The organism is Vibrio sp. 1CM2L (assembly GCF_023161695.1).
Taxonomy (GTDB): domain Bacteria; phylum Pseudomonadota; class Gammaproteobacteria; order Enterobacterales; family Vibrionaceae; genus Vibrio; species Vibrio coralliirubri.
The window spans coordinates 132,310-152,859 of sequence record NZ_JALNTT010000005.1 but is presented as its reverse complement, the minus strand read 5'-3'; the positions used below and the strand labels follow the sequence as shown (position 1 = coordinate 152,859).

General features: G+C 45.4%; 21 protein-coding genes. 7 read left to right on the top strand and 14 right to left on the bottom strand.

From position 1 onward, the window contains the following. The first annotated feature begins 43 nt into the window (after positions 1 to 43). From MSG34_RS17605 to MSG34_RS17590, 4 genes are read left to right on the top strand one after another with little or no spacing between them, the layout of a single operon-like run. Positions 44 to 1,861 (top strand): penicillin-binding protein activator, encoded by a 1,818-nt coding sequence (locus tag MSG34_RS17605; RefSeq protein ID WP_050622289.1) that lies wholly within the window; start codon positions 44 to 46, stop codon positions 1,859 to 1,861. Further along, positions 1,848 to 2,246 (top strand): YraN family protein, encoded by a 399-nt coding sequence (locus MSG34_RS17600; protein ID WP_048614934.1) that lies wholly within the window; start codon positions 1,848 to 1,850, stop codon positions 2,244 to 2,246. Before MSG34_RS17605 ends, MSG34_RS17600 begins: the two co-directional genes overlap by 14 nt. 2 nt (positions 2,247 to 2,248) lie before the next feature. Then, entirely contained in the window at positions 2,249 to 2,839 is a 591-nt protein-coding gene (locus tag MSG34_RS17595) for a phosphoheptose isomerase (RefSeq protein WP_004729817.1), read from the top strand. Positions 2,840 to 2,855: 16 nt separating this feature from the next. Continuing rightward, on the top strand, positions 2,856 to 3,461 hold the full coding sequence (locus MSG34_RS17590; RefSeq protein ID WP_017059276.1) for a BON domain-containing protein: 606 nt from the start codon (positions 2,856 to 2,858) through the stop codon (positions 3,459 to 3,461). A gap of 91 nt (positions 3,462 to 3,552) precedes the next feature. On the opposite strand, the gene sspB is transcribed toward MSG34_RS17590, so the two are convergent. The 8 genes from sspB to zapE form a co-directional block, all read right to left on the bottom strand. Then, a complete protein-coding gene (sspB, locus tag MSG34_RS17585) occupies positions 3,553 to 4,047 on the bottom strand; it encodes a ClpXP protease specificity-enhancing factor (protein WP_017072808.1) in 495 nt (164 codons plus the stop codon). A 6-nt stretch (positions 4,048 to 4,053) separates the two neighbouring features. Beyond that, on the bottom strand, positions 4,054 to 4,689 hold the full coding sequence (gene sspA / locus MSG34_RS17580) for a stringent starvation protein SspA (RefSeq protein WP_009848943.1): 636 nt from the start codon (positions 4,687 to 4,689) through the stop codon (positions 4,054 to 4,056). A gap of 97 nt (positions 4,690 to 4,786) precedes the next feature. Beyond that, positions 4,787 to 5,524, bottom strand: a complete 738-nt coding sequence (locus tag MSG34_RS17575) for a cytochrome c1 (protein ID WP_048614931.1) — start codon at positions 5,522 to 5,524, stop codon at positions 4,787 to 4,789. Next, complete coding sequence (locus tag MSG34_RS17570; protein WP_017061435.1) at positions 5,521 to 6,786, bottom strand: cytochrome bc complex cytochrome b subunit; 1,266 nt, start codon at positions 6,784 to 6,786, stop codon at positions 5,521 to 5,523. Before MSG34_RS17570 ends, MSG34_RS17575 begins: the two co-directional genes overlap by 4 nt. Next, positions 6,786 to 7,376, bottom strand: coding sequence for a ubiquinol-cytochrome c reductase iron-sulfur subunit (gene petA, locus MSG34_RS17565; protein WP_010434692.1), 591 nt, complete (start codon positions 7,374 to 7,376; stop codon positions 6,786 to 6,788). Before petA ends, MSG34_RS17570 begins: the two co-directional genes overlap by 1 nt. A 331-nt stretch (positions 7,377 to 7,707) precedes the next feature. Then, positions 7,708 to 8,100 carry a 30S ribosomal protein S9 gene (gene rpsI / locus MSG34_RS17560; RefSeq protein WP_004740758.1) on the bottom strand — a complete coding sequence of 131 codons (393 nt, stop codon included), beginning with the start codon at positions 8,098 to 8,100 and terminating at the stop codon, positions 7,708 to 7,710. A 13-nt stretch (positions 8,101 to 8,113) separates the two neighbouring features. Continuing rightward, entirely contained in the window at positions 8,114 to 8,542 is a 429-nt protein-coding gene (gene rplM, locus MSG34_RS17555; protein ID WP_010434689.1) for a 50S ribosomal protein L13, read from the bottom strand. A 247-nt stretch (positions 8,543 to 8,789) separates the two neighbouring features. Continuing rightward, positions 8,790 to 9,893: a cell division protein ZapE gene (gene zapE, locus MSG34_RS17550; RefSeq protein WP_048614929.1), complete on the bottom strand. Its 1,104-nt coding sequence runs from the start codon at positions 9,891 to 9,893 to the stop codon at positions 8,790 to 8,792. Positions 9,894 to 10,112: 219 nt separating this feature from the next. Between zapE and zapG the strand changes: the two genes are divergently transcribed. The 3 genes from zapG to degS all read left to right on the top strand — a co-directional run bounded on the left by zapG (position 10,113) and on the right by degS (position 13,273). Continuing rightward, the gene (gene zapG, locus MSG34_RS17545) at positions 10,113 to 10,568 is read left to right on the top strand and encodes a Z-ring associated protein ZapG (protein ID WP_019824592.1); all 456 of its coding nucleotides are present in this window, start codon (positions 10,113 to 10,115) and stop codon (positions 10,566 to 10,568) included. Between the two features lie 126 nt (positions 10,569 to 10,694). Next, a complete protein-coding gene (locus tag MSG34_RS17540; protein ID WP_048609680.1) occupies positions 10,695 to 12,050 on the top strand; it encodes a Do family serine endopeptidase in 1,356 nt (451 codons plus the stop codon). Positions 12,051 to 12,208: 158 nt separating this feature from the next. Beyond that, positions 12,209 to 13,273 (top strand): outer membrane-stress sensor serine endopeptidase DegS, encoded by a 1,065-nt coding sequence (gene degS / locus MSG34_RS17535; RefSeq protein WP_017061430.1) that lies wholly within the window; start codon positions 12,209 to 12,211, stop codon positions 13,271 to 13,273. 140 nt (positions 13,274 to 13,413) lie between these two features. On the opposite strand, the gene parC is transcribed toward degS, so the two are convergent. From parC to nudF, 6 genes are all read right to left on the bottom strand, one after another. Continuing rightward, positions 13,414 to 15,672 (bottom strand): DNA topoisomerase IV subunit A, encoded by a 2,259-nt coding sequence (gene parC, locus MSG34_RS17530; protein WP_048614926.1) that lies wholly within the window; start codon positions 15,670 to 15,672, stop codon positions 13,414 to 13,416. Between the two features lie 3 nt (positions 15,673 to 15,675). After that, on the bottom strand, positions 15,676 to 17,556 hold the full coding sequence (gene parE, locus MSG34_RS17525) for a DNA topoisomerase IV subunit B (RefSeq protein WP_017061428.1): 1,881 nt from the start codon (positions 17,554 to 17,556) through the stop codon (positions 15,676 to 15,678). Positions 17,557 to 17,795: 239 nt separating this feature from the next. Next, entirely contained in the window at positions 17,796 to 18,401 is a 606-nt protein-coding gene (yqiA, locus tag MSG34_RS17520) for an esterase YqiA (protein WP_019824174.1), read from the bottom strand. Further along, the gene (gene cpdA, locus MSG34_RS17515) at positions 18,401 to 19,225 is read right to left on the bottom strand and encodes a 3',5'-cyclic-AMP phosphodiesterase (protein WP_248338808.1); all 825 of its coding nucleotides are present in this window, start codon (positions 19,223 to 19,225) and stop codon (positions 18,401 to 18,403) included. Before cpdA ends, yqiA begins: the two co-directional genes overlap by 1 nt. Positions 19,226 to 19,284: 59 nt before the next feature. Then, on the bottom strand, positions 19,285 to 19,725 hold the full coding sequence (locus MSG34_RS17510; protein ID WP_008222561.1) for a DUF1249 family protein: 441 nt from the start codon (positions 19,723 to 19,725) through the stop codon (positions 19,285 to 19,287). Between the two features lie 4 nt (positions 19,726 to 19,729). Next, positions 19,730 to 20,359, bottom strand: a complete 630-nt coding sequence (nudF, locus tag MSG34_RS17505; RefSeq protein ID WP_102455353.1) for an ADP-ribose diphosphatase — start codon at positions 20,357 to 20,359, stop codon at positions 19,730 to 19,732. Between the last annotated feature and the right edge of the window lie 191 nt (positions 20,360 to 20,550).

Below are 20,550 nucleotides of genomic sequence, written 5' to 3'. Positions count from 1 at the left end.
ACGATTAATATAGATACAAATTTATACGGAATTTAAAGAACTCATGGCAACGATGAACCATAAGAGACTCAGTGTACCACGCTTACTAACTCCAATTGCATTAGCAATTACATTGGCGGCTTGTTCTTCAGGTCCTCAAGCACCAACGAGCGTTGATATTACACTAGATCCAGCGCAATCAACTGAAAGTTACATGATGCAGGCGGATAGTAGCAAAGGAAGTCTACAAAACGACTGGTTAATCATGGCGCTTAAGGCTTCTGTGCAAGCTGGAAAAACCGATCAAGCAACTCTGCTGATCAAACGCTTAGCAAAACAAGAGCTGAGCGAAACGCAACAAGCGGAATGGCAATTAGCGCGCGCTCAACTGTTGGTGAATAACTCGCAGCCTGAACAAGCTTATAGCCAACTGAACTTTCAGCCTTGGTGGAAACTTCCGAACGAGCAGTGGAAAGATTATCACGAGCTACGCGCGAACATTTCTGAAATGCAAAGCGAGTATTTTGAAGCAAGCCGTGAGTTAGTTCTTTATTCAGAATATCTAGACGCTGACGACGAGCTCCAACAACAAGCTGCTGACCGTATTTGGCAGAACCTAAATAGCTACTCTCAATATGAGATTCTAGAGCTTAAGACGTCGCCTACAGAGGACGTTCTTGCAGGTTGGTTACAGCTGGCGATTTATATGAAGACGCTGAACTCGAACCTTCCAAACCTACAGGAAACCCTGTCTGATTGGCTAGCAGAGAATCCTCAACACCCAGCAGCGACATATACACCTCAGGCGATCACTGACATCTTGGCGCTAGAGATCAGCAAGCCAACCAGCACTGCACTATTACTGCCTCTAACCGGTAAATACGGTAAGCAAGCACAACTTGTACGTGACGGTTTCATCTTTGCGATGATGAACGACAAAGAGCGCGAAGAAGATGCAACGCTGACGGTAATGGATACCAACGTGCAAAGTGCAGCTGAAATCAAAGCGACACTGGAAGAGAACAACGTTGATTTCATCGTTGGCCCGCTGATTAAGAGCAACATCACTAAGCTTCAGCAAGCACAGAAAAACCACGAGAACTCGATTCCAGCTTTAGCTTTGAACATTCCTACACAACTAGAACCAGATACCAACATTTGTTATCTCGCTCTATCGCCAGAGCAAGAAGTTGCTCAGGCAGCGAAGCACCTATTTGCTCAAGGCTACAAGTACCCGCTGATCCTTGCACCAAGAGGACGTTTAGGTGAGCGTGTTGAGCAAGCGTTTAAAGAAGAGTGGAAAAAATACAGCAGCAACGATGTTGCTATCAGCTTGTTCTCTGACAAACGCCAACTGCAACGTAATGTGAATCAGGTATTCGGCTTGCAAGAGAGCCAACAGCGTATCGCTCAAATGGACGGGTTACTGAACCTAGACCTAGAAACCGAGCCACGCAGCCGTCGTGATATCGATTCTGTCTACATTGTGGCTAAGAACTCAGAGCTAACGCTAATCAAACCCTTCATTGAAGTTGCAATTAACCCAGATGCGAGCCAACCCGCTCTTTTCTCAAACTCACGCAGCAACAGCGGTGATAAGCAGTATGAAGACCTAACCGGTGTGTTCTACAGCGATATCCCACTATTAGTTGAGAATAAAAACGAGCTTAATAAAGAGCTCAACGACCTATGGCCTGCACACTCAAACGGCCAAAAGCGTCTGCAAGCACTGGGAATGGATGCATACTACCTAATGGATGCACTACCACAGATGAAAGCCGTACAGGGTTATAGCATTCCAGGTGAAACGGGGGTGCTAACCATCGATAACAACTGCGTGGTTCAACGTGAAATCAGCTGGGCAGAGCATGGGGCTTTTTAGCCGAAAGTTCCTATCCAAACCAAGTATCACCCACAAGCAAGTGGGTGATAAATACGAGACCGTGGCAAAATCTTATCTGATTAACCACGGTTTATCGTTAATAGAACAAAACTTCATAGCAAAATGTGGCGAGATTGATCTTATAATGCGCCATAACAATACGGTTGTGTTTGCTGAGGTAAAATACCGCAAGCAAACCCGCTACGGACATGCCGCTGAAATGGTGACTGCCAAGAAGTCACAGAAACTGCTCAAAACAGCCAATGTTTGGCTTATGCAGCAAGGCTTGTCGGTGCACTCTACAGATTTCAGGTTTGATATTGTTGCCATTGAAGGGCCGAATGACACTATCGACTGGATTCAAAACGCGATTACCCAAGGATAAACATGCTAGACAGCATTAAAGAAAGTTTCACAGAAAGTATTCAAATCCAAATTGCGGCTGCAGAAGCTCTGCCTGACGCAATCACGCATGCCGCTCAAGCAATGGTTGCGACCTTGCTTAACGGAAACAAAATTCTTTGTTGTGGTAATGGTGGTTCGGCGTCGAATGCTCAGCAATTTGTATCGTGCCTACTCAACCGATTTGAAACAGAGCGCCCTAGCCTTCCAGCAATGGCACTCACAGCAGACAACACCACGCTAACGGCTGTGGCTAACGACTACCACTATGAAGAGATCTTCTCTAAGCAGGTGCGTGCGTTTGGCCAAACTGGCGATATCCTGTTGGCGATCTCGACTAGCGGTAACAGCAAGAACATCATCAAGGCAATGGAAGCGGCGGTAACTCGCGACATGACAATCATCGCCTTTACCGGTAAAGATGGTGGTGAGATGGCAGGTTTGCTTGGTGAACACGATGTAGAGATTCGTATCCCTTCACACCGTACAGCGCGCATTCATGAAGTACACATGGTGACACTACACTGCCTATGTGACCTAATCGATCAAGTACTCTTCCCTGCTCACGAAGAGTGATATACGGAGCATCACAATGAAATCATTAACCTCTATGAGGCTGTTTAAGCTGATTAGTGTTTCGCTACTTACACTGTCTCTGTCTGGTTGTGCTGGCATTTTCATTGCTGGTGCTGCAACCACTGCAAACCTAGTCACGGATACGCGAACAACCAAAGAGATTTGGAACGACAACAACATCGAATTTGAAGTTGCAGCGATTACCAATAAACAACCATTCCGTGGCAACGTACGTGTCACCGCAAGCTCATACCGAGGTTCGGTGGTACTGATGGGGCAAGCAACCACAGATTCAGAACGTCGCGCTTTTGAAAACCAAGCCAAAGAAGTGGCTGGCGTTGAGAGCATCCACAACCAGGTTCGAGTGAAAGAGCCATTGTCTGTGAGTGCGATCAGTAAAGACAGCTGGATTACCACTAAGGTGAAATCAGCTCTACTTGCGAATGCTGAGCTTAACGGCATCAAAGTAAAAGTGATTACTGAGGATTCAGAAGTATTCCTGCTTGGACTCGTGACTCGAGAGCATGCCGATATCGCGACAGAAGTTGCACGTAATATCTCTGGCGTAAAACAGGTCATTCGAGCGTTTGAATATGGTGAAGAAGAGACGGCTGTTAACTAGCCTAAAGCCAGTCAACTAAATGCTATATAGCAGAAAAGAAAAAGCAGCGACGAGTCGCTGCTTTTTTATTTAGTTCGTTATTTAACTAACGTTATTTGATAACACGAAGGCTTGGGCGACCTTTCGCTGGACGAGGTGGCTCAGGATCTGAGTCAGGCTCTTCAGCATCTACGTCTGCCGTTGCTACGCTCAAAGATGGGCCTTTTTCTGGTTCTTCAAAAGGACTTTCTTCAATCCCTTCTTCAAACGCTTCCATGTAAGCCTCTTCAGGTTCAAACATGGTACCAGCACCATTTTCACGAGCATAAATCGCTTGTACTGCGTAAAGCGGAACGATCACAGAGTGTGGACGACCACTAAAGCGAGCACTAAACGTCACAGCTTCGTTACCCAGTTCAAGTTGTCCAACCGCACGAGGCGCGATGTTCAGAATAATCTGACCATCTTGAACAAACTCTTCTGGAACTCGCACACCCGGCAATGTTGCTTCAACAACAAGGTGTGGAGTTAGTTCGTTATCAACCAGCCACTCATAAAATGCACGAAGCATGTATGGTCGGCGTGGAGTCATATTAGAAATATCCATAAACGCTTAGCGAACGAGTCGCATCTCACGCTCAGCTTCAGTTAGAGAAGCTAGGAATGAATCACGTTCGAATACGCGGTTCATGTAAATCTTAAGCTCTTTAGAACCAGGACCAATTAGTTCGATACCAAGCTCAGGTAAACGCCATAGTAGCGGAGCTAGGTAACAATCAATTAGGCTAAACTCTTCGCTCATGAAGTATTCATACTCAGCGAAGATAGGAGCAAGAGTCAGTAGGTCGTTGCGCAGTTTAACGCGAGCTGCTTCAGATTCTTCAGCGTTGCCTTTAACGATCTTCTCTGCAACTGAATACCAGTTACGCTCAATGCGGTACATCATTAGACGGCTGTTACCACGAGCAACCGGGTATACAGGCATCAACGGTGGATGAGGGAAACGCTCATCTAGGTATTCCATGATGATCTTTGAGTCATATAGAGCAAGCTCACGATCAACAAGAGTAGGTACTGATTTGTACGGGTTCAGTTCAACAAGCTCTGCTGGTAGATTTTTTTCATCAACCAACTCAACTTCAACACTTACGCCTTTTTCAGCAAGAACGATGCGCACCTGATGGCTATACATATCAGAAGCACTTGAGAAAAGAGTCATTACAGAACGTTTATTGGCAGCTACAGCCATGGAGCCCTCCAGTACACTTTAAATAAAAACAATGGAGGCCTAAAGCCTCCATTGAACATTAACATAATTTGGGAATTAGCACGGTATTATAGCACAATTAGTGCACATCACGCCAATACTCTTTCTTCAGCAAAATCACGATGATAGTGAAGATTACTAAGAAGGCCATTACCCACCAACCCATAGCGTGACGCTCAAGTTGAACTGGGTCGCCCGAGTAAACCAAAAAGTTAACAAGGTCACGAACTGCTTCGTCGTATTCACCAGCACTTAATTCGCCAGAGCCATCAGTCTCAGTGCCAACAACAACCGTCACTTCCTCGCCATCTACCATATGAGTATCGTAGATTGGTGTTGGGATACCTTGCAGTTCTTCAAGAACGTGCGGCATACCAACGCTTGGGAAAACAATATTGTTCACACCAAATGGACGAGACGGATCTTCATAGAAAGTACGAAGGTAAGTGTACAGCCAGTCTGCGCCACGAACACGAGCAACCAATGTTAGGTCTGGTGGCGGAGCACCAAACCAACTTGCCGCTTGATCAGAAGGCATAGCATTAACCATCAAGTCACCGATTTTCGCTTCAGGGTCGAAAATCAGGTTTTCCTTCATAAGATCAACGGGGATCTCTAAATCATTCGCAACACGTTCATAGCGTTGGTACTGCGTTGAGTGACAAGCGAAACAGTAGTTCATGAACATCTTAGCGCCATTTTGCAATGAAGCTTTGTCTGTTAAATCATTGTTCGCTTTGTCTAATGGTACGTTTGCACCCGCTGCCATTGCCAGTGACGGCAACATAGCAAATAAAATTACAATCCACTTTTTCATTTGAATGTCACCCTTTCTGGTAATGGTTTCGTCGCTTCATTTTTACTGTAGAACCACAGTAGAACGAAGAACATGAAATAACCTAAGCTAAAGATTTGAGCCAGTAGCGTGTATGTTGGCGTTGCTGGAAGCGCACCAAGTACACCAAGCGCAATAAAGCTTATTGTGAATTGGATGATATTAATCAAATGCAGTTTGCTACGGTAACGGTAAGAACGCACTTTACAACGGTCGAACCATGGTAGTAGGAATAGCACAACAATAGATGCGCCCATTGCTACAACACCTAGCAACTTATCAGGAACAGCACGCAGAATTGCGTAAAACGGCGTGAAGTACCATACCGGAGCGATGTGCTCTGGTGTTTTCAGTGGGTTAGCAGCTTCAAAGTTTGGCGGCTCAAGGAAGAATCCACCCATCTCTGGGTTAAAGAACAGCACATAACAGAAGAAGAATAGGAAACCGGCCACACCAACCATATCTTTCACGGTCCCGTATGGGTGGAAAGGAATAGAGTCAATGATGTCGTATTTCTTAGTGTAATCCTTGTGGAATGGGAACTGCGTTTTGTAGTCGTCGCCCATTGTGCCTTTAGGAAGTTTCGTCTCGATACCGTCTGGGTTGTTCGAACCCACTTCGTGCAGTGCCAGTACGTGAAGTACGATAAGCAGCAGAAGTACGATTGGTAGAGCGATAACGTGCAGTGCGAAGAAGCGGTTCAGCGTTGCACCAGAGATGATGTAGTCACCACGGATCCAAAGCGTTAGGTCATCACCGATAACAGGGATCGCACCAAACAGAGAAATGATTACCTGAGCACCCCAGTAAGACATTTGACCCCATGGTAGTAGGTAACCCATGAAAGCCTCAGCCATAAGCACTAAGAAGATCAACATACCGAAGATCCAAAGTAGCTCACGAGGTTTTTGGTAAGAGCCGTAGATTAGGCCACGGAACATATGCAGGTAGATAACAACGAAGAATGCCGAAGCACCTGTTGAGTGCATGTAACGTAATAACCAACCGTATTCCACATCACGCATGATGTATTCAACAGAAGCAAATGCACCCTCACCTGACGGTACGTAGTTCATTGTTAACCAAATACCCGTAAGGATTTGGTTAACCAGTACCAACATTGCCAAAGAACCGAAAAGGTACCAAAAGTTAAAGTTCTTAGGCATTGGGTATTCAGATAAATGCTTTTTATAAGCATTCATCGCGGGTAGACGTTTCTCTACCCAATCAAGCAATCCTTGCATTACGCGTCTCCCTCGTCCACACCGATCATGATCTTAGTGTCACTCAAATACATATGCTTTGGTACAACAAGATTCAATGGAGCAGGTACGCCTTGGAATACTCGACCTGCCATATCAAACTTTGAACCATGACAAGGACAGAAGAAACCAGACTTAACACCCTGAACTTGTTCTGCAAAAGAATCCGGCAGGTAAGTTGGAGAACAACCTAAGTGCGTACAGAAGCCAACAGCAACGAAGAATTCCGGCTTAATTGAACGGAACTCGTTCTGTGCGTATTCTGGTTGTTGTTCAGCTTCAGATTGAGGGTCACGAAGTTGACCACCGATCGCTTTTAGGTTCTCGAGTACCGACTCAGCACGGCGTACAACCCATACAGGTTTACCTTGCCACTCGACACGAACCATTTGTCCCGGTTCTAACTTACTGACTTCCACTTCCACCGGCGCGCCCGCAGCTTTCGCCTTGGCACTCGGATTCCATGATTTAATAAAAGGCACGGCTACAGCAGCTGCTCCTAAACCACCAACAACGGCTGTTGTTGCGGTTAAGAAACGCCTGCGACCGTTATTTAAAGGCGCGTTGCTCATCCAAACATTCTCCCATTTGCTCCTTGTGGATTGAAATAATTCCGATTAAAGAGCATGGCTAACAAAATATGTATTTAGTTCTATTTATTGACGGCAAATGATAAATAAAACCCTACTTTTTGACAAGATAAAGCTACCTTTTTGTAACAATCATGAGGCAAAGCGCACATTGGGTTACAAAAGCTTTCAAAATATAAGAATTTGGAAATAAAACGAAGGAGGGGAAGCATTTAGAGGGGGGTATAAAAACAAAAAGCCCGGCATATAGCCGAGCTTTGAACCACAATTCCAGTCGTAAAACTGGGAGCGTGTACTTTTTCGTAAAGAAAAATTAACGCTTAGAGAATTGAGGTTTACGACGTGCTTTACGTAGACCAACTTTCTTACGTTCAACGCAACGAGCGTCACGAGTAACGTAGCCAGCTGCACGTAGAGCAGGACGTAGAGTTTCATCGTACTCCATAAGAGCGCGAGTGATACCGTGGCGGATTGCGCCAGCTTGACCAGAAATACCACCACCAGAAACAGTGATGTAAAGGTCAAGTTTCTCAGTTAGTTCAACTAGCTCAAGAGGTTGCTTAACAACCATACGAGAAGTTGGACGACCGAAGTAAACATCAAGGCTACGCTTGTTGATTACGATCTCACCAGAGCCTGGTTTGATGAAAACACGAGCTGCTGAGCTTTTGCGACGACCAGTGCCGTAGTATTGATTCTCTGCCATTTTCATAATCCCCTTAGATGTCTAGTACTTGTGGCTGTTGAGCAACATGGTTGTGCTCAGTACCAGCGTACACTTTAAGCTTACGGTACATCGCGCGGCCTAGAGGACCACGTGGAAGCATACCTTTAACTGCTAGTTCTAGAACCATTTCTGGTTTCTTAGCAATTAGCTTTTCAAAAGTGATAGTTTTAAGACCACCTGGGAACTCAGAGTGACGGTAGTAAACCTTACCCTTAGCTTTGTTACCAGTTACAGCAACTTTCTCAGCGTTAACAACGATGATGTAATCACCAGTGTCTACGTGAGGAGTGTATTCTGCTTTGTGCTTGCCGCGTAGGCGAGAAGCGATTTCACTTGCTAGACGGCCAAGAGTTTTGCCTTCAGCGTCTACAACATACCAGTCGCGTTTTACAGTTTCTGGTTTAGCAACGAAAGTTTTCATGCTAATAATTACCTATTTAAAAAATTTACACTTAAGGAATACTCGCGTATTCCCACTGTCTAAGAGTTACCATTCATCACCCCTTCGAGTGTTGGAAAACTCTTGGCATAACGTGATTTTACTCATCGCTAGAGGCCCGCAGTAACGGTAGGTCGCAGGATTATAGAGAAGAGCGAAGAAAAAATCACCTCTTTTTGAACAAAATCACGATTTTTTTAATTCTATTTCTTATTCGAGATAATCAAAGCTAACTTAAGTGTTCTTTTGCCAAATATTCATGGCTCTGCATTTCAATTAAACGCGACTGACAACGTTTAAATTCAAACTCTAGCTGACCATGGGTGTAGAGCTTTTCTAGCTCCACTTCCGCTGAAATAATCAGCTTCACATTGCGCTCGTAGAACTCATCAACTAACGCAATGAAGCGCCTCGCAGCGTCATCTGAAGTCGCGCCCATTTGCAACACATCCGCCAATAGAACGGTGTGATAAACCCGAGACAGCTCAATATAGTCGTTCTGGCTACGAGCCGACTGACAGAGCTGAGCAAAGGTACCATGCAGTACGCCATCACTCGCTTCGACTACATCTAATTGACGATGATTAACCTCAATCTGCTTAAGCTTCTCTTTATCTTCGCCAACCAGCTGAGCGTAATACTTTTCAAGATTGATAGTCGCTTGGCTATCCAACGGGTAATGGTAAATTTCAGCCTGTTCTAAGGTACGTAGACGATAGTCAATGCCACTATCGACATTAAGGATATGACAGTTGTCTTGAATGAGCTTGATGGCAGGTAAGAAACGCGCTCGCTGTAACCCGTTGCGATACAGATCCGCAGGTGGAATATTAGAGGTCGCAACCAAGATAACGTTTCGAGCGAATAACTCTTGGAATAAGGTTCCTAGGATCATCGCATCGGTGATGTCTGAAACAAAGAATTCGTCGAAACAGATAATGTCCGCTTCTTCCTTCAACTTGTCTGCGACTAAAGGCAATGGATCACTCACATTACCTAGCGCCTTTAGCTCATCATGGACTCGATACATAAAGCGGTGAAAGTGAACACGCATTTTTTTAGTGGTCGGTAAGGCATCGTAGAACGTATCCATTAAGTACGTTTTTCCTCGCCCTACGCCACCCCAGAAATAGAGACCTTTTGGTGGCTGTGGCAGTTCTGGCTTTTTGCCCAATAATTTCTGGAAGCGAGTCAGTTGAGGAATGGGCATATTCATGTAATCTTGGAATTGATGAAAGAGTTCATCTAAAGATTTTACGGCTTGCTCTTGTGCTGGATCTCTTTGAAATCCATGTTCTTTTATATCTTGTTCGTATTTTTTAATGGGATTCATGACGACATTTCCACAATGAAAGCAATATCAGACAACAACTAAAAATGAGCCCAAACAGTACGAGGAATTACGTGATGTGGTGAATAATGCAGCATCAAACTGCTAACTAGCGCACACGCATTTCTCTTTATACTGCGGCTTTCTCATAGTACCATGGAGCCGTATCACGTGTAACTAAGCAGTAACAAACATGTTAAAAAACAATAATAAGGAGCTGTTATGCCTTGGATGTATGCCGTTGCCGGTTTACTAGTCGGAGTTATTTTAGGGGTCGCTATCTCTCGTCTCATGACACCTGAATACAAAAAACAAAAGAACGTACAGAAAGAATTAGATAGCGCAAAGTTTGCCCTTGAGCAGCAGCGACAAGAGCTGGCTGATCACTTTGCGAAATCAGCAGAAATGTTGGACACATTAGGTAAAGACTACACAAAGCTGTACCAACACATGGAAAAAACAAGCTCAGAGCTGATTCCTAACCTGCCAGAGCAAGATAACCCGTTTGTGAAAACAGCCGCGGCCCATTCGGACAAGCCACAAGAGAAGTCTTCAGCAAAAGAGGCGACACTTGAGGAGCAACCGAAAGATTACGCTAATGGCGCAACCGGTTTATTTACAGAGCAGAAGAAAGAAATCATGGATGCTCCCGATGTTGTAACAGCAAAAGCATCGTAAACATTTAACACTTCTATGAACTTTACAAAGGTTTTTGAGTCATAACTTTCACTCAGGTCATTTGAAACTTCTCATACTTATTAAACGTATAAGAGGGTTAAGGCCTTAACTAGAGAGGAGTTTATGATGAAAAAACCTTTGCTTGCTTTATCAGTACTGACTTTAAGCTTAAGTTCAATCATCACCCCCATTCAAGCAACAGCCGCACTGCCATTAAGTGTGGGTAATGAACAATTACCGAGCCTTGCTCCTATGCTTGAACAAGTGACCCCCGCTGTGGTTAGTATTGCCGTAGAAGGCAAACAGGTACAACGCCAGCAAATCCCTGAACAATTTCAATTCTTTTTTGGTCCAGAACAAACACGAGAGCGTCCATTCCGCGGACTAGGCTCTGGTGTCATCATTGACGCCAAGAAAGGCCATATCGTGACCAATTACCATGTCATCAATGGCGCGGACGATATCAAAGTAAAACTGCATGATGGTCGAGAGTACGATGCAGAGCTTATTGGCGGCGACCAGATGTCTGATATCGCACTGCTAAAATTAGAAGAAGCCAAGAACCTTACCCAGATAAAAGTCGCAGATTCAGACAAGCTAAGAGTCGGTGATTTTAGTGTCGCGATCGGTAACCCATTCGGACTCGGACAAACCGTGACATCCGGTATTGTTTCTGCGCTCGGCCGTAGCGGCCTTAACCTAGAAAACTTTGAAAACTTCATTCAGACCGATGCGGCAATCAACAGCGGTAACTCTGGTGGTGCGCTAGTGAACCTCAACGGTGAGCTGATTGGTATCAACACTGCCATTCTTGGCCCTAACGGAGGCAATGTCGGTATCGGCTTTGCAATCCCATCCAATATGATGACAAACCTGACAGAACAGATTCTCGATTTCGGTGAAGTAAAACGCGGCATGCTTGGCGTTCAAGGCGGAGAAGTGACCTCCGAATTGGCAGAAGCACTCGGTTATGAATCAAGTAAGGGTGCCTTTGTTAGCCAAATAGTCCCTGACAGCGCAGCAGATAAAGCAGGACTGAAAGCGGGCGATATTATTGTCTCTATTAATGGCAAACGCATTGATACCTTCAGCGAGTTAAGAGCTAAGGTCGCAACACTCGGCGCTGGTAAGCAGATTGAGCTGGGTGTGGTTCGTGACGGTAAGAGCAAAACCTTTGATGTGACGCTTGGTGAATCCACCAATAATAAGACACAGGCTGAGAAGCTCCATGAAGGACTGGCCGGAGCTGAGTTAACCAACACAACCGAGAGTGACTCGGCAACGGGCGTCAAGGTATCGAATGTTGCTCAAGGCTCACCAGCCGAAGCCTATCAACTTCTGAAAGATGACATCATCATCGGAGTAAACCGTCAAACGGTTAAGAACCTGGCTGAGTTTAGAGAGATTCTTGAAAAACAACCTGGTGTACTGGCGCTTAATATCCAGCGAGGCGACCGAACTATCTATCTTGTAATTCGATAGTCTTACGTCAGCGCAATTACAGGGAGGCTCAGTAAGTTTGCTTTAAACTTACTCAGTCTCCCTTTTCTTTAGATCAATCAAAATGCTATGCTTCACTTGTAATCAAGTCAGTCATCCATTGATGGAGGCTTCACACCTTACTTGTTGAAGAGGGAAACATGCTGTCCTTTCTATTTCGTTCTATTTCCCTTGGACTCGTTTCAGCGGCGCTTATTCTTCTCGCATTTCCGAGCTTAAGACCAGCGATTGTTGCTGACGTCACTAGCCCTAAAGTCGATAATATTGGCTCTCTTCAGATTTCATTTAACCAAGCAGTTCGCCGAGCGGCACCTGCAGTGGTTAACATTTATAGCCGTAAATACGCTGAAAGCGATCGCAACAAACTGCTCACTCAAGGTTTGGGCTCTGGGGTGATTGTTAGCGAGAAAGGCTACATCATTACCAACTTCCATGTTGTGGCTCAAGCAGACCAAATAGTTGTGGCACTTCAAGATGGCCGAGTAGCAGCTGCGCAACTTGTCGGTTCAGACAAGCGCACCGATATCGCGATACTTAGAGTCAGCGGTGATAACCTACCGGTGATCCCACTCAATCCTAATTACAAAGCCAACGTCGGTGATGTAGTACTGGCTATCGGTAACCCATACAACCTAGGTCAAACAACAACCTTTGGTATCATCTCTGCAACCGGCCGCTCTTCGATCAGTGCTGATGGCCATCAAGCCTTTATCCAAACCGATGCGGCAATCAATGAAGGTAACTCGGGTGGCGCACTGGTTAATTCACAAGGTGAGCTAGTCGGTATCAATACCGCTTCTTTCCAACAAGCTACCGACATGGAAACCTATGGGATCTCATTCGCTATCCCCTATCCGCTTGCTAATAAAATCATGGAAAAGATCATCGCCGATGGTCGTGTGATTCGTGGCTATATTGGTATCGACGGACAAGACATCAACTCAGTCACCTCACGCATGTTGGGTACTAAGAATATCGGCGGGATTGTTGTGTTGGGGATAGACCCGAATGGTCCGGCTGCCGATGCGGGGTTTGAAGCTCAAGACATTATTGTCAGTATCAACGATAACCAAGTAAATGGTCGCCAGAGTGTAATGGACATCGTTACCGACCTACGACCTGGTACAGTTATCGATGTGGGTATATTGCGCCAAGGTGAAAGCAAAACCCTAAAGGTGACCATCGCCGAAGATACACGCCTGTAACCTATATAGTAATTTGATAGCTAACATTCAGTTAGCGACTCAAATCGTTAAAATCCAGACACAAAAAACCCAGCTCTTAAGCTGGGTTTTCTTTTATCGATCAAAGCGAATTATAAGCTCAATCAAAACTAACTATAAGACTAAGCGTCGCTAGGTTCATCGATATCGATGCGCGTCACTCGCTGTAGTCCTCTAGGCAGTAAGCCGCCACGACGACCACGCTCACCTCGGAAGTTTTCAAGATCCGCAGGTTTCAAGCCAAGCTTACGTTTACCGGCGTAAATAGTCAGCGTCGCATTCTCTGGGATAGCCATAAGATGCGAGACAAACTCTTCACGCTCTTTTGCTTTCGCAGAAGGGATGTTGATGATCTTGTTGCCTTTACCTTTGCTCAGCTGAGGTAGATCTTTAATCGGGAACAACAACATACGGCCTTGGTTAGTAATCGCCAGGATCTGGTTACTGTCCAAGTCAGCAATAGGGCTTGGCATCATCACTTCAGAAGCTTGTGGCAAGTTAACCAAGGCTTTACCGCTCTTGTTCTTAGACAGCAGATCGCTGCCCTTACAAACAAAGCCATAACCTGCATCAGAACCGACTAACCATAATTGTTCATTCTCTCCCATCACCACTTGGCGAATAGAAGTACCCGGGCTGACGTTCAAGCGGCCTGTAATGGGCTCACCTTGGCTTCGCGCCGACGGTAGTGAATGTGACTCAAGGGAGTAGCTTCGGCCATCACTGCCGAGGAACACCGCTTGCTGGTTACTCTTACCCTTAGCACTCGCTAAGAACTTATCACCCGATTTGTAGTTCAAGCCTTCAGCGTCCACTTCATGCCCTTTGGCATGACGAATCCAACCTTTCTCAGACAACACAACCGTGATTGGTTCGCTTGGTACTAAGTCGCGCTCTGTTAGCGCTTTCGCTTCAGCACGCTCAATCAGAGGTGAACGACGATCATCGCCGTATTTATCCGCATCTGCTTGGATTTCTTTCTTGATCAGCGTATTCAAGCGACGCTCTGAACCGAGTAGCTTTTCAAGCTTTTCACGTTCAGCTTCAAGCTCTTCTTGCTCAGCTCGAATCTTAAACTCTTCTAACTTAGCTAAGTTACGAAGTTTAATATCAAGAATCGCATTGGCTTGAATTTCAGAAATGTTGAAACGGCTCATTAGCACAGGACATGGTTCGTCTTCTGTACGAATGATCTCAATCACTTCATCGATATTAAGATAAGCAGCAAGCAAACCTTCTAAGATGTGCAAACGTGCTAGTACTTTATCTAAACGGTACTGCAAACGACGGCGAACCGTTGTGCGACGGAACTCAATCCACTCTTTCAGGATTTGAACTAAGCCTTTCACTTGAGGACGGTTATCTAAACCAATCATGTTCAAGTTAACGCGGAAGTTTTTCTCTAGGTCTGTAGACGCGAACAAGTGACTCATCAATTGGTCACAGTCGATACGATTTGAACGAGGAACGACAACAATACGCGTTGGGTTCTCGTGATCAGATTCATCACGCAAGTCGTCAACCATTGGCAGCTTCTTAGCGCGCATCTGGTTGGCGATTTGTTCTAGTAACTTCGCACCTGACACTTGATGAGGTAAAGCCGTGATAACAATATCAGAGCCTTCCTTGTGCCAAACCGCGCGCATCTTGATGCTGCCACGTCCAGTACGGTAGATCTTTTCGATGTCCGATTTCGGAGAGATAATCTCAGCTTCTGTCGGGTAATCCGGACCTTGAATGAAACCCATCACATCTGAAAGCTCAGACTTCGGCGTATCAATTAGGTGAATGGCTGCATTAGCGACTTCACGCACGTTGTGTGGTGGAATATCTGTCGCCATACCTACCGCGATACCAGTGATACCGTTAAGCAGGATATGAGGCAGACGGGCAGGCAACATTTGAGGCTCTTTCATGGTGCCATCAAAGTTTGGTTGCCAGTCAACAGTACCTTGACCTAGTTCACCTAGAAGAACCTCAGCAAACTTAGATAATTTCGCTTCGGTATAACGCATCGCAGCGAACGATTTCGGGTCATCCGGAGCACCCCAGTTACCTTGACCATCGACCAATGGGTAACGGTAAGAGAAAGGCTGCGCCATCAATACCATCGCTTCGTAACAAGCAGAGTCACCGTGTGGGTGATACTTACCTAATACGTCACCAACGGTACGTGCTGATTTTTTGTATTTCGATGCAGCCGATAAGCCCAGCTCAGACATCGCGTAGATAATACGACGCTGTACTGGCTTCAAGCCATCACCGATATACGGCAATGCACGATCCATGATCACGTACATCGAGTAATTTAAGTAGGCATCTTCGGTGAACTTGCGCATTGGCAGCTGTTCAACGCCATCATATGTAATTTCGTTAGACATCCATTATACCTCGGCCATATCACCGTTAGTCTGTAGCCATGTACGGCGATCATCTGCACGTTTCTTACCAAGCAGCATGTCCATCATCTCGTTGGTCGCTTCGCTGTCATCAATCGTTAACTGCACAAGACGACGAGTGTTTGGATCCATGGTGGTTTCACGCAACTGAAGTGGATTCATTTCACCCAGACCTTTGAATCGTTGCACGTTGATCTTGGCTTTCTTCTGCGATAGTCGCTCAAGCACACCGTCTTTCTCTGCGTCATCAAGTGCGTAGAACACTTCTTTACCGCAATCGATACGATACAGAGGAGGCATTGCCACATAGATATGACCCGCTTCAACCAATGCATGGAAATGGCGAGTAAACAAAGCACATAGCAGTGTCGCGATATGAAGACCATCCGAGTCCGCATCGGCAAGGATACAGATCTTACCGTAACGCAGGCCTGATAAATCATCGTTATCTGGGTCGATACCCAGAGCTACCGAGATGTCATGCACTTCTTGCGAGGCCAATACTTGGTCTGCTGAGACTTCCCATGTATTTAGGATCTTACCGCGAAGTGGCATCACTGCTTGGAACTCACGATCACGTGCTTGTTTAGCAGAACCACCCGCCGAGTCCCCTTCCACGAAGAAGATTTCGGTACGGCTTAAGTCTTGAACTGAACAATCCGTTAGCTTACCCGGCAGTGCTGGGCCTGAAGCGATTTTCTTACGCACAACCTTTTTGCTTGCGCGCATACGGCGGTGGGCATTCGCAATACAAGCTTCTGCTAGCTGTTCTGCCAGTTGTGGCTTTTCGTTCAACCACAGGCTAAACGCATCTTTTACCACACCAGAAACAAACGCAGCAGTTTGACGAGAAGACAAGCGCTCTTTTGTTTGACCAGCAAACTGCGGATCTTGCATCTTCACCGACAGTACGTACGAACAGCGATCGAAAATATCGTCACCCGTTAACTTAACGCCACGCGGCAGAAGGTTACGGAATTCACAGAACTCACGCATTGCATCAAGAAGACCTTGGCGAAGACCGTTTACGTGTGTACCACCTTGTTTAGTCGGTACTAAGTTCACGTAACTTTCGGTGATCATGTCGCCGCCTTCTGGCTGCCAGATGATCGCCCAGTTTGCCATTTCTGTTTCAGCAACGAATTCGCCAACATACGGTTCTTCAGGAAGTAAGGTGTAACCTTTCACGCCTTCGGCAAGGTAGTCTTTTAGACCATCTTCATAGAACCATTTATGCTCTTCGCCACCGACTTTGTCGATAAAGGTAATTTCTAAACCTGGGCAAAGCACTGCTTTTGCACGTAGATTGTTAATCAGACGAAGTGTCGAAAATTTAGGGCTATCGAAGTACTTAGGATCAGGCCAGAAATGTACTGATGTACCGCTGTTACGATGACCACAAGTGCCCGTTACAGTAAGTTCTGTTACGGCATGACCGCCTTCAAGAGCGATCTCGTGAACCTGACCTTCTCGGCGTACGGTCACTTCAACACGTTTTGACAGCGCGTTTACGACCGAGATACCTACACCGTGCAGACCACCAGAGAACTTGTAGTTGTTATTCGAGAATTTACCGCCAGAGTGGAGCTTAGTTAAAATCAGCTCAACACCTGAGATCCCTTTTTCAGGGTGAATATCGACAGGCATACCACGGCCGTCATCGGTAACTTCTAACGATTGGTCTGCATGAAGTACCACTTTGATCTTCTTAGCGTGTCCCGCTAGTGCTTCATCGACCGAGTTATCAATGACTTCTTGGGCAAGGTGGTTAGGTCTTTCTGTCTCGGTATACATTCCCGGGCGGTGTCGCACAGGATCGAGACCTTCAAGTACCTCGAGGTCTTTTGCATTATATTGTTCAGTCATAATACGGAGTTTACTCAAAAAGTTTGCGTCAGTTCGCTAGCTCCAGTTTCACTAAAGCAGAATCATTACTATGAACCGTCATAGTAGAGCGAACGAGCGAAGTATTGGGGAATATAGTCTGGAAGCTGAGTAATGATGTCAAGCTAGTTCAAAAACTAAGACATCAAACTATGATATTTCACCATTGATAGATGAAATAACAGGCAAACAAGAGAAAATCACTTGGTTGGTGGAACAGATTAAAGATTTAGAAAAGTGATGATTTGTTGTGGGTAGCGTTCAAAATCAACAAAGCTATGATCCCCGCCCTCTTCTACTGTCTGTGTTGCACCTTGGTACTTCTCTACCGCTTGTCGGTAATCCAGAACTTCGTCTTCCGTTTGCTGAAGTAACCAGAAGTCGCTCGGCTTAGCGATCGCCGAAACCTCTAACGCCTTCAGTTCATCAATATGTTTTGTTTCCAGTACATACCGTTCATCTGTGTATGGGTTTACTTGTTCACCTAAATAGTCAGCAAGAAGCTCATACGGCTTCACTGCTGGGTTTACAACCACCGCTTTAAAACCATAGTGGCTATTCAGCCATGTTGAAAGATAACCACCCAGCGAGCTACCGACCAACGCTATTTGATATTGCTCTTTATATTGCTCCACCAGCTGCTGCAAATGGAGTGCCGCTTGCTGAGGGAAACTCGGCAGTTGAGGGGTTACAACTTTAATATCAGCGCGATGCTCCGCACAGTAATCTGCCATTACGTTCGCTTTATGAGAACGTGATGAACTGTTAAACCCATGAATATAGAGAAGCAGTGATGGCTTATTAGCTTGCTGATCAGAGCCTGGCATTAGTAACCAGCAGCCTTAAAATCAGGCAAGAACTGCCCATGAGGCAGACGACGAACTTGCGTGCTGACCGTTCCGTCTTGATGTAATTCAATCTCTCTCCAACCCGGAGACAAAGTATCGACCGCGAAGTCATCTGAGTTAGGTTTGAATTGCACACAAGTCGATGGGGTTGCCATGACTTGTACACCATGATGATCTCGGTTCATGTCTTGATGAACATGACCACAAAGTACCGCTTTAACATTGGTGTGCTGTTGAACCACATCCCAAAATTGATCGGCGTCTTTTAGGTTATGTTGATCCAACCATGCGCTGCCAACCAACAATGGATGGTGGTGCAATAGAACCAAGGTATTCCGTTCAGGGAACTCCGTCAGCTTTTGTTCTAACAGATCAAGCTGTTGATCGCTGAGGCGACCATGAGGCACACCAACCACCTGCGAGTCTAGCATCACCATCTGCCAGTTATCGCCTAGCAAGACATGCTCAACACACTGTATTTGTGGTGATGGTAAAACACTGCCCATATTAGGCTTAAAGTCATGGTTCCCTGGCAGCCAATAGCATGGCTTTTCCAAAGGTTGAATCCCTGACTCAAATTTCTGGTACGACTCAGCACTGTGATCTTGAGAGATATCACCGGTTGCTAAAATCGCTTGATAGTCAAAGCCCTGACTAACAATGCCATCGACTACAGCACGAAAGCTATCTTGAGTGTTGATGCTTAATAAGCTGCCATGGCTCGGCGCAAATAAATGCGTGTCCGTTAGCTGCACCAGCTTAATAGTGCTCTCATCAAATTTTGAAGTGTGTGATAATTCCAAAATAACAAATCCAGATACGTTACTGTTTAGACTTTAAAAGTGTTGATAAATAGGCTCAATTAAAAGGCAATTGGGGTTCGGCTGATACCAGTTTTTAAACAAAACGTTAACCATTCCCCAAGAAATTTATTCAATTGAAATTTCTCGTCCTTTTGCAGAAGCTTAGTGTTGGGATAGTCATATTTCGCTTTGACTCGCGAAAAATCCCCGCTAGCGCACACTTCTGCAACTCGAGCGTCGTGATATAGCCTGACAGACATTTTTGGCAAAGGAAACACTGGCATCGCGTCACTCTGACATATATCTATTAATGTGGTGTATTTTGTGACCTCATTCACTGTCAATTGATACACCATATTAACGGCTTGGTAACAGCGAACATCACCAACCTCATGCCCAACCGGTAACAAAGCGTTCAGTTTGGCATAGTTAGTCTCGTAAACTCGCATCAATTCAGCAAGATCAACATGGTACGGTTTTTTGACCGCGATATTTGGCATGACGTTAATCTATCCACTCTGACTGTAATTCTTGGTAGTTCAATTGTAGCCACTGTAGCGCAATGATCGTGGCTCCATTTTCAAATACACCATCTTTTACCAACTGATAAGCAGCTTCGCGACTCATCACTTGTACACGAATGTCTTCACCTTCGTAGTCCAATCCGTGCACCCCTTTGGCTGTTGTTGCATCAACCGAGCCAACAAAGACATCGAGCTTTTCTGAACAACCGCCGGATGAAGGGTAATACGAAGTAATAGGCAACACAGATCCGACTTCGACTCCGGCTTCTTCCATCGCCTCACGACGAGCGACATCTTGTGGTGATTCATCGGTATCAATGATCCCAGCAACAATTTCGTATTGCCATGGGTTCTCATGCTCTAGGGCACCGACACGGATCTGTTCTACGATCACCACTTCATCACGCACAGGATCATAAGGTAGCAAAGCGGCAGCATGTCCACGCTCAAACATCTCACGCTCTATTGGTTGGCTCCAGCCGCCCTCAAACAGTCTATGTTTAAATGTGTACTTAACCATTTTGAAAAAACCACGAAACAGCGTCTCTTTTGAGACTATTTCCACATCTTGCGGAGTAAACTCATGTCGTTGATTGTCATACTGTTGCATTTGGTACCTCACTAAGTGATCTTTATAGTTTACTCATTGTCCGAGTTAACTACCAAGGATAAGGTTCAACTTTTTATATAAAATTTATAATTAAAGTTAAGTTTTAAAAAATAAATATTGCACAAGTGGACAGTTAACTGTAAAAAAGTGCAAAGTTTCGAGTAAATTACCACCAAACTGGGTTAAACTCT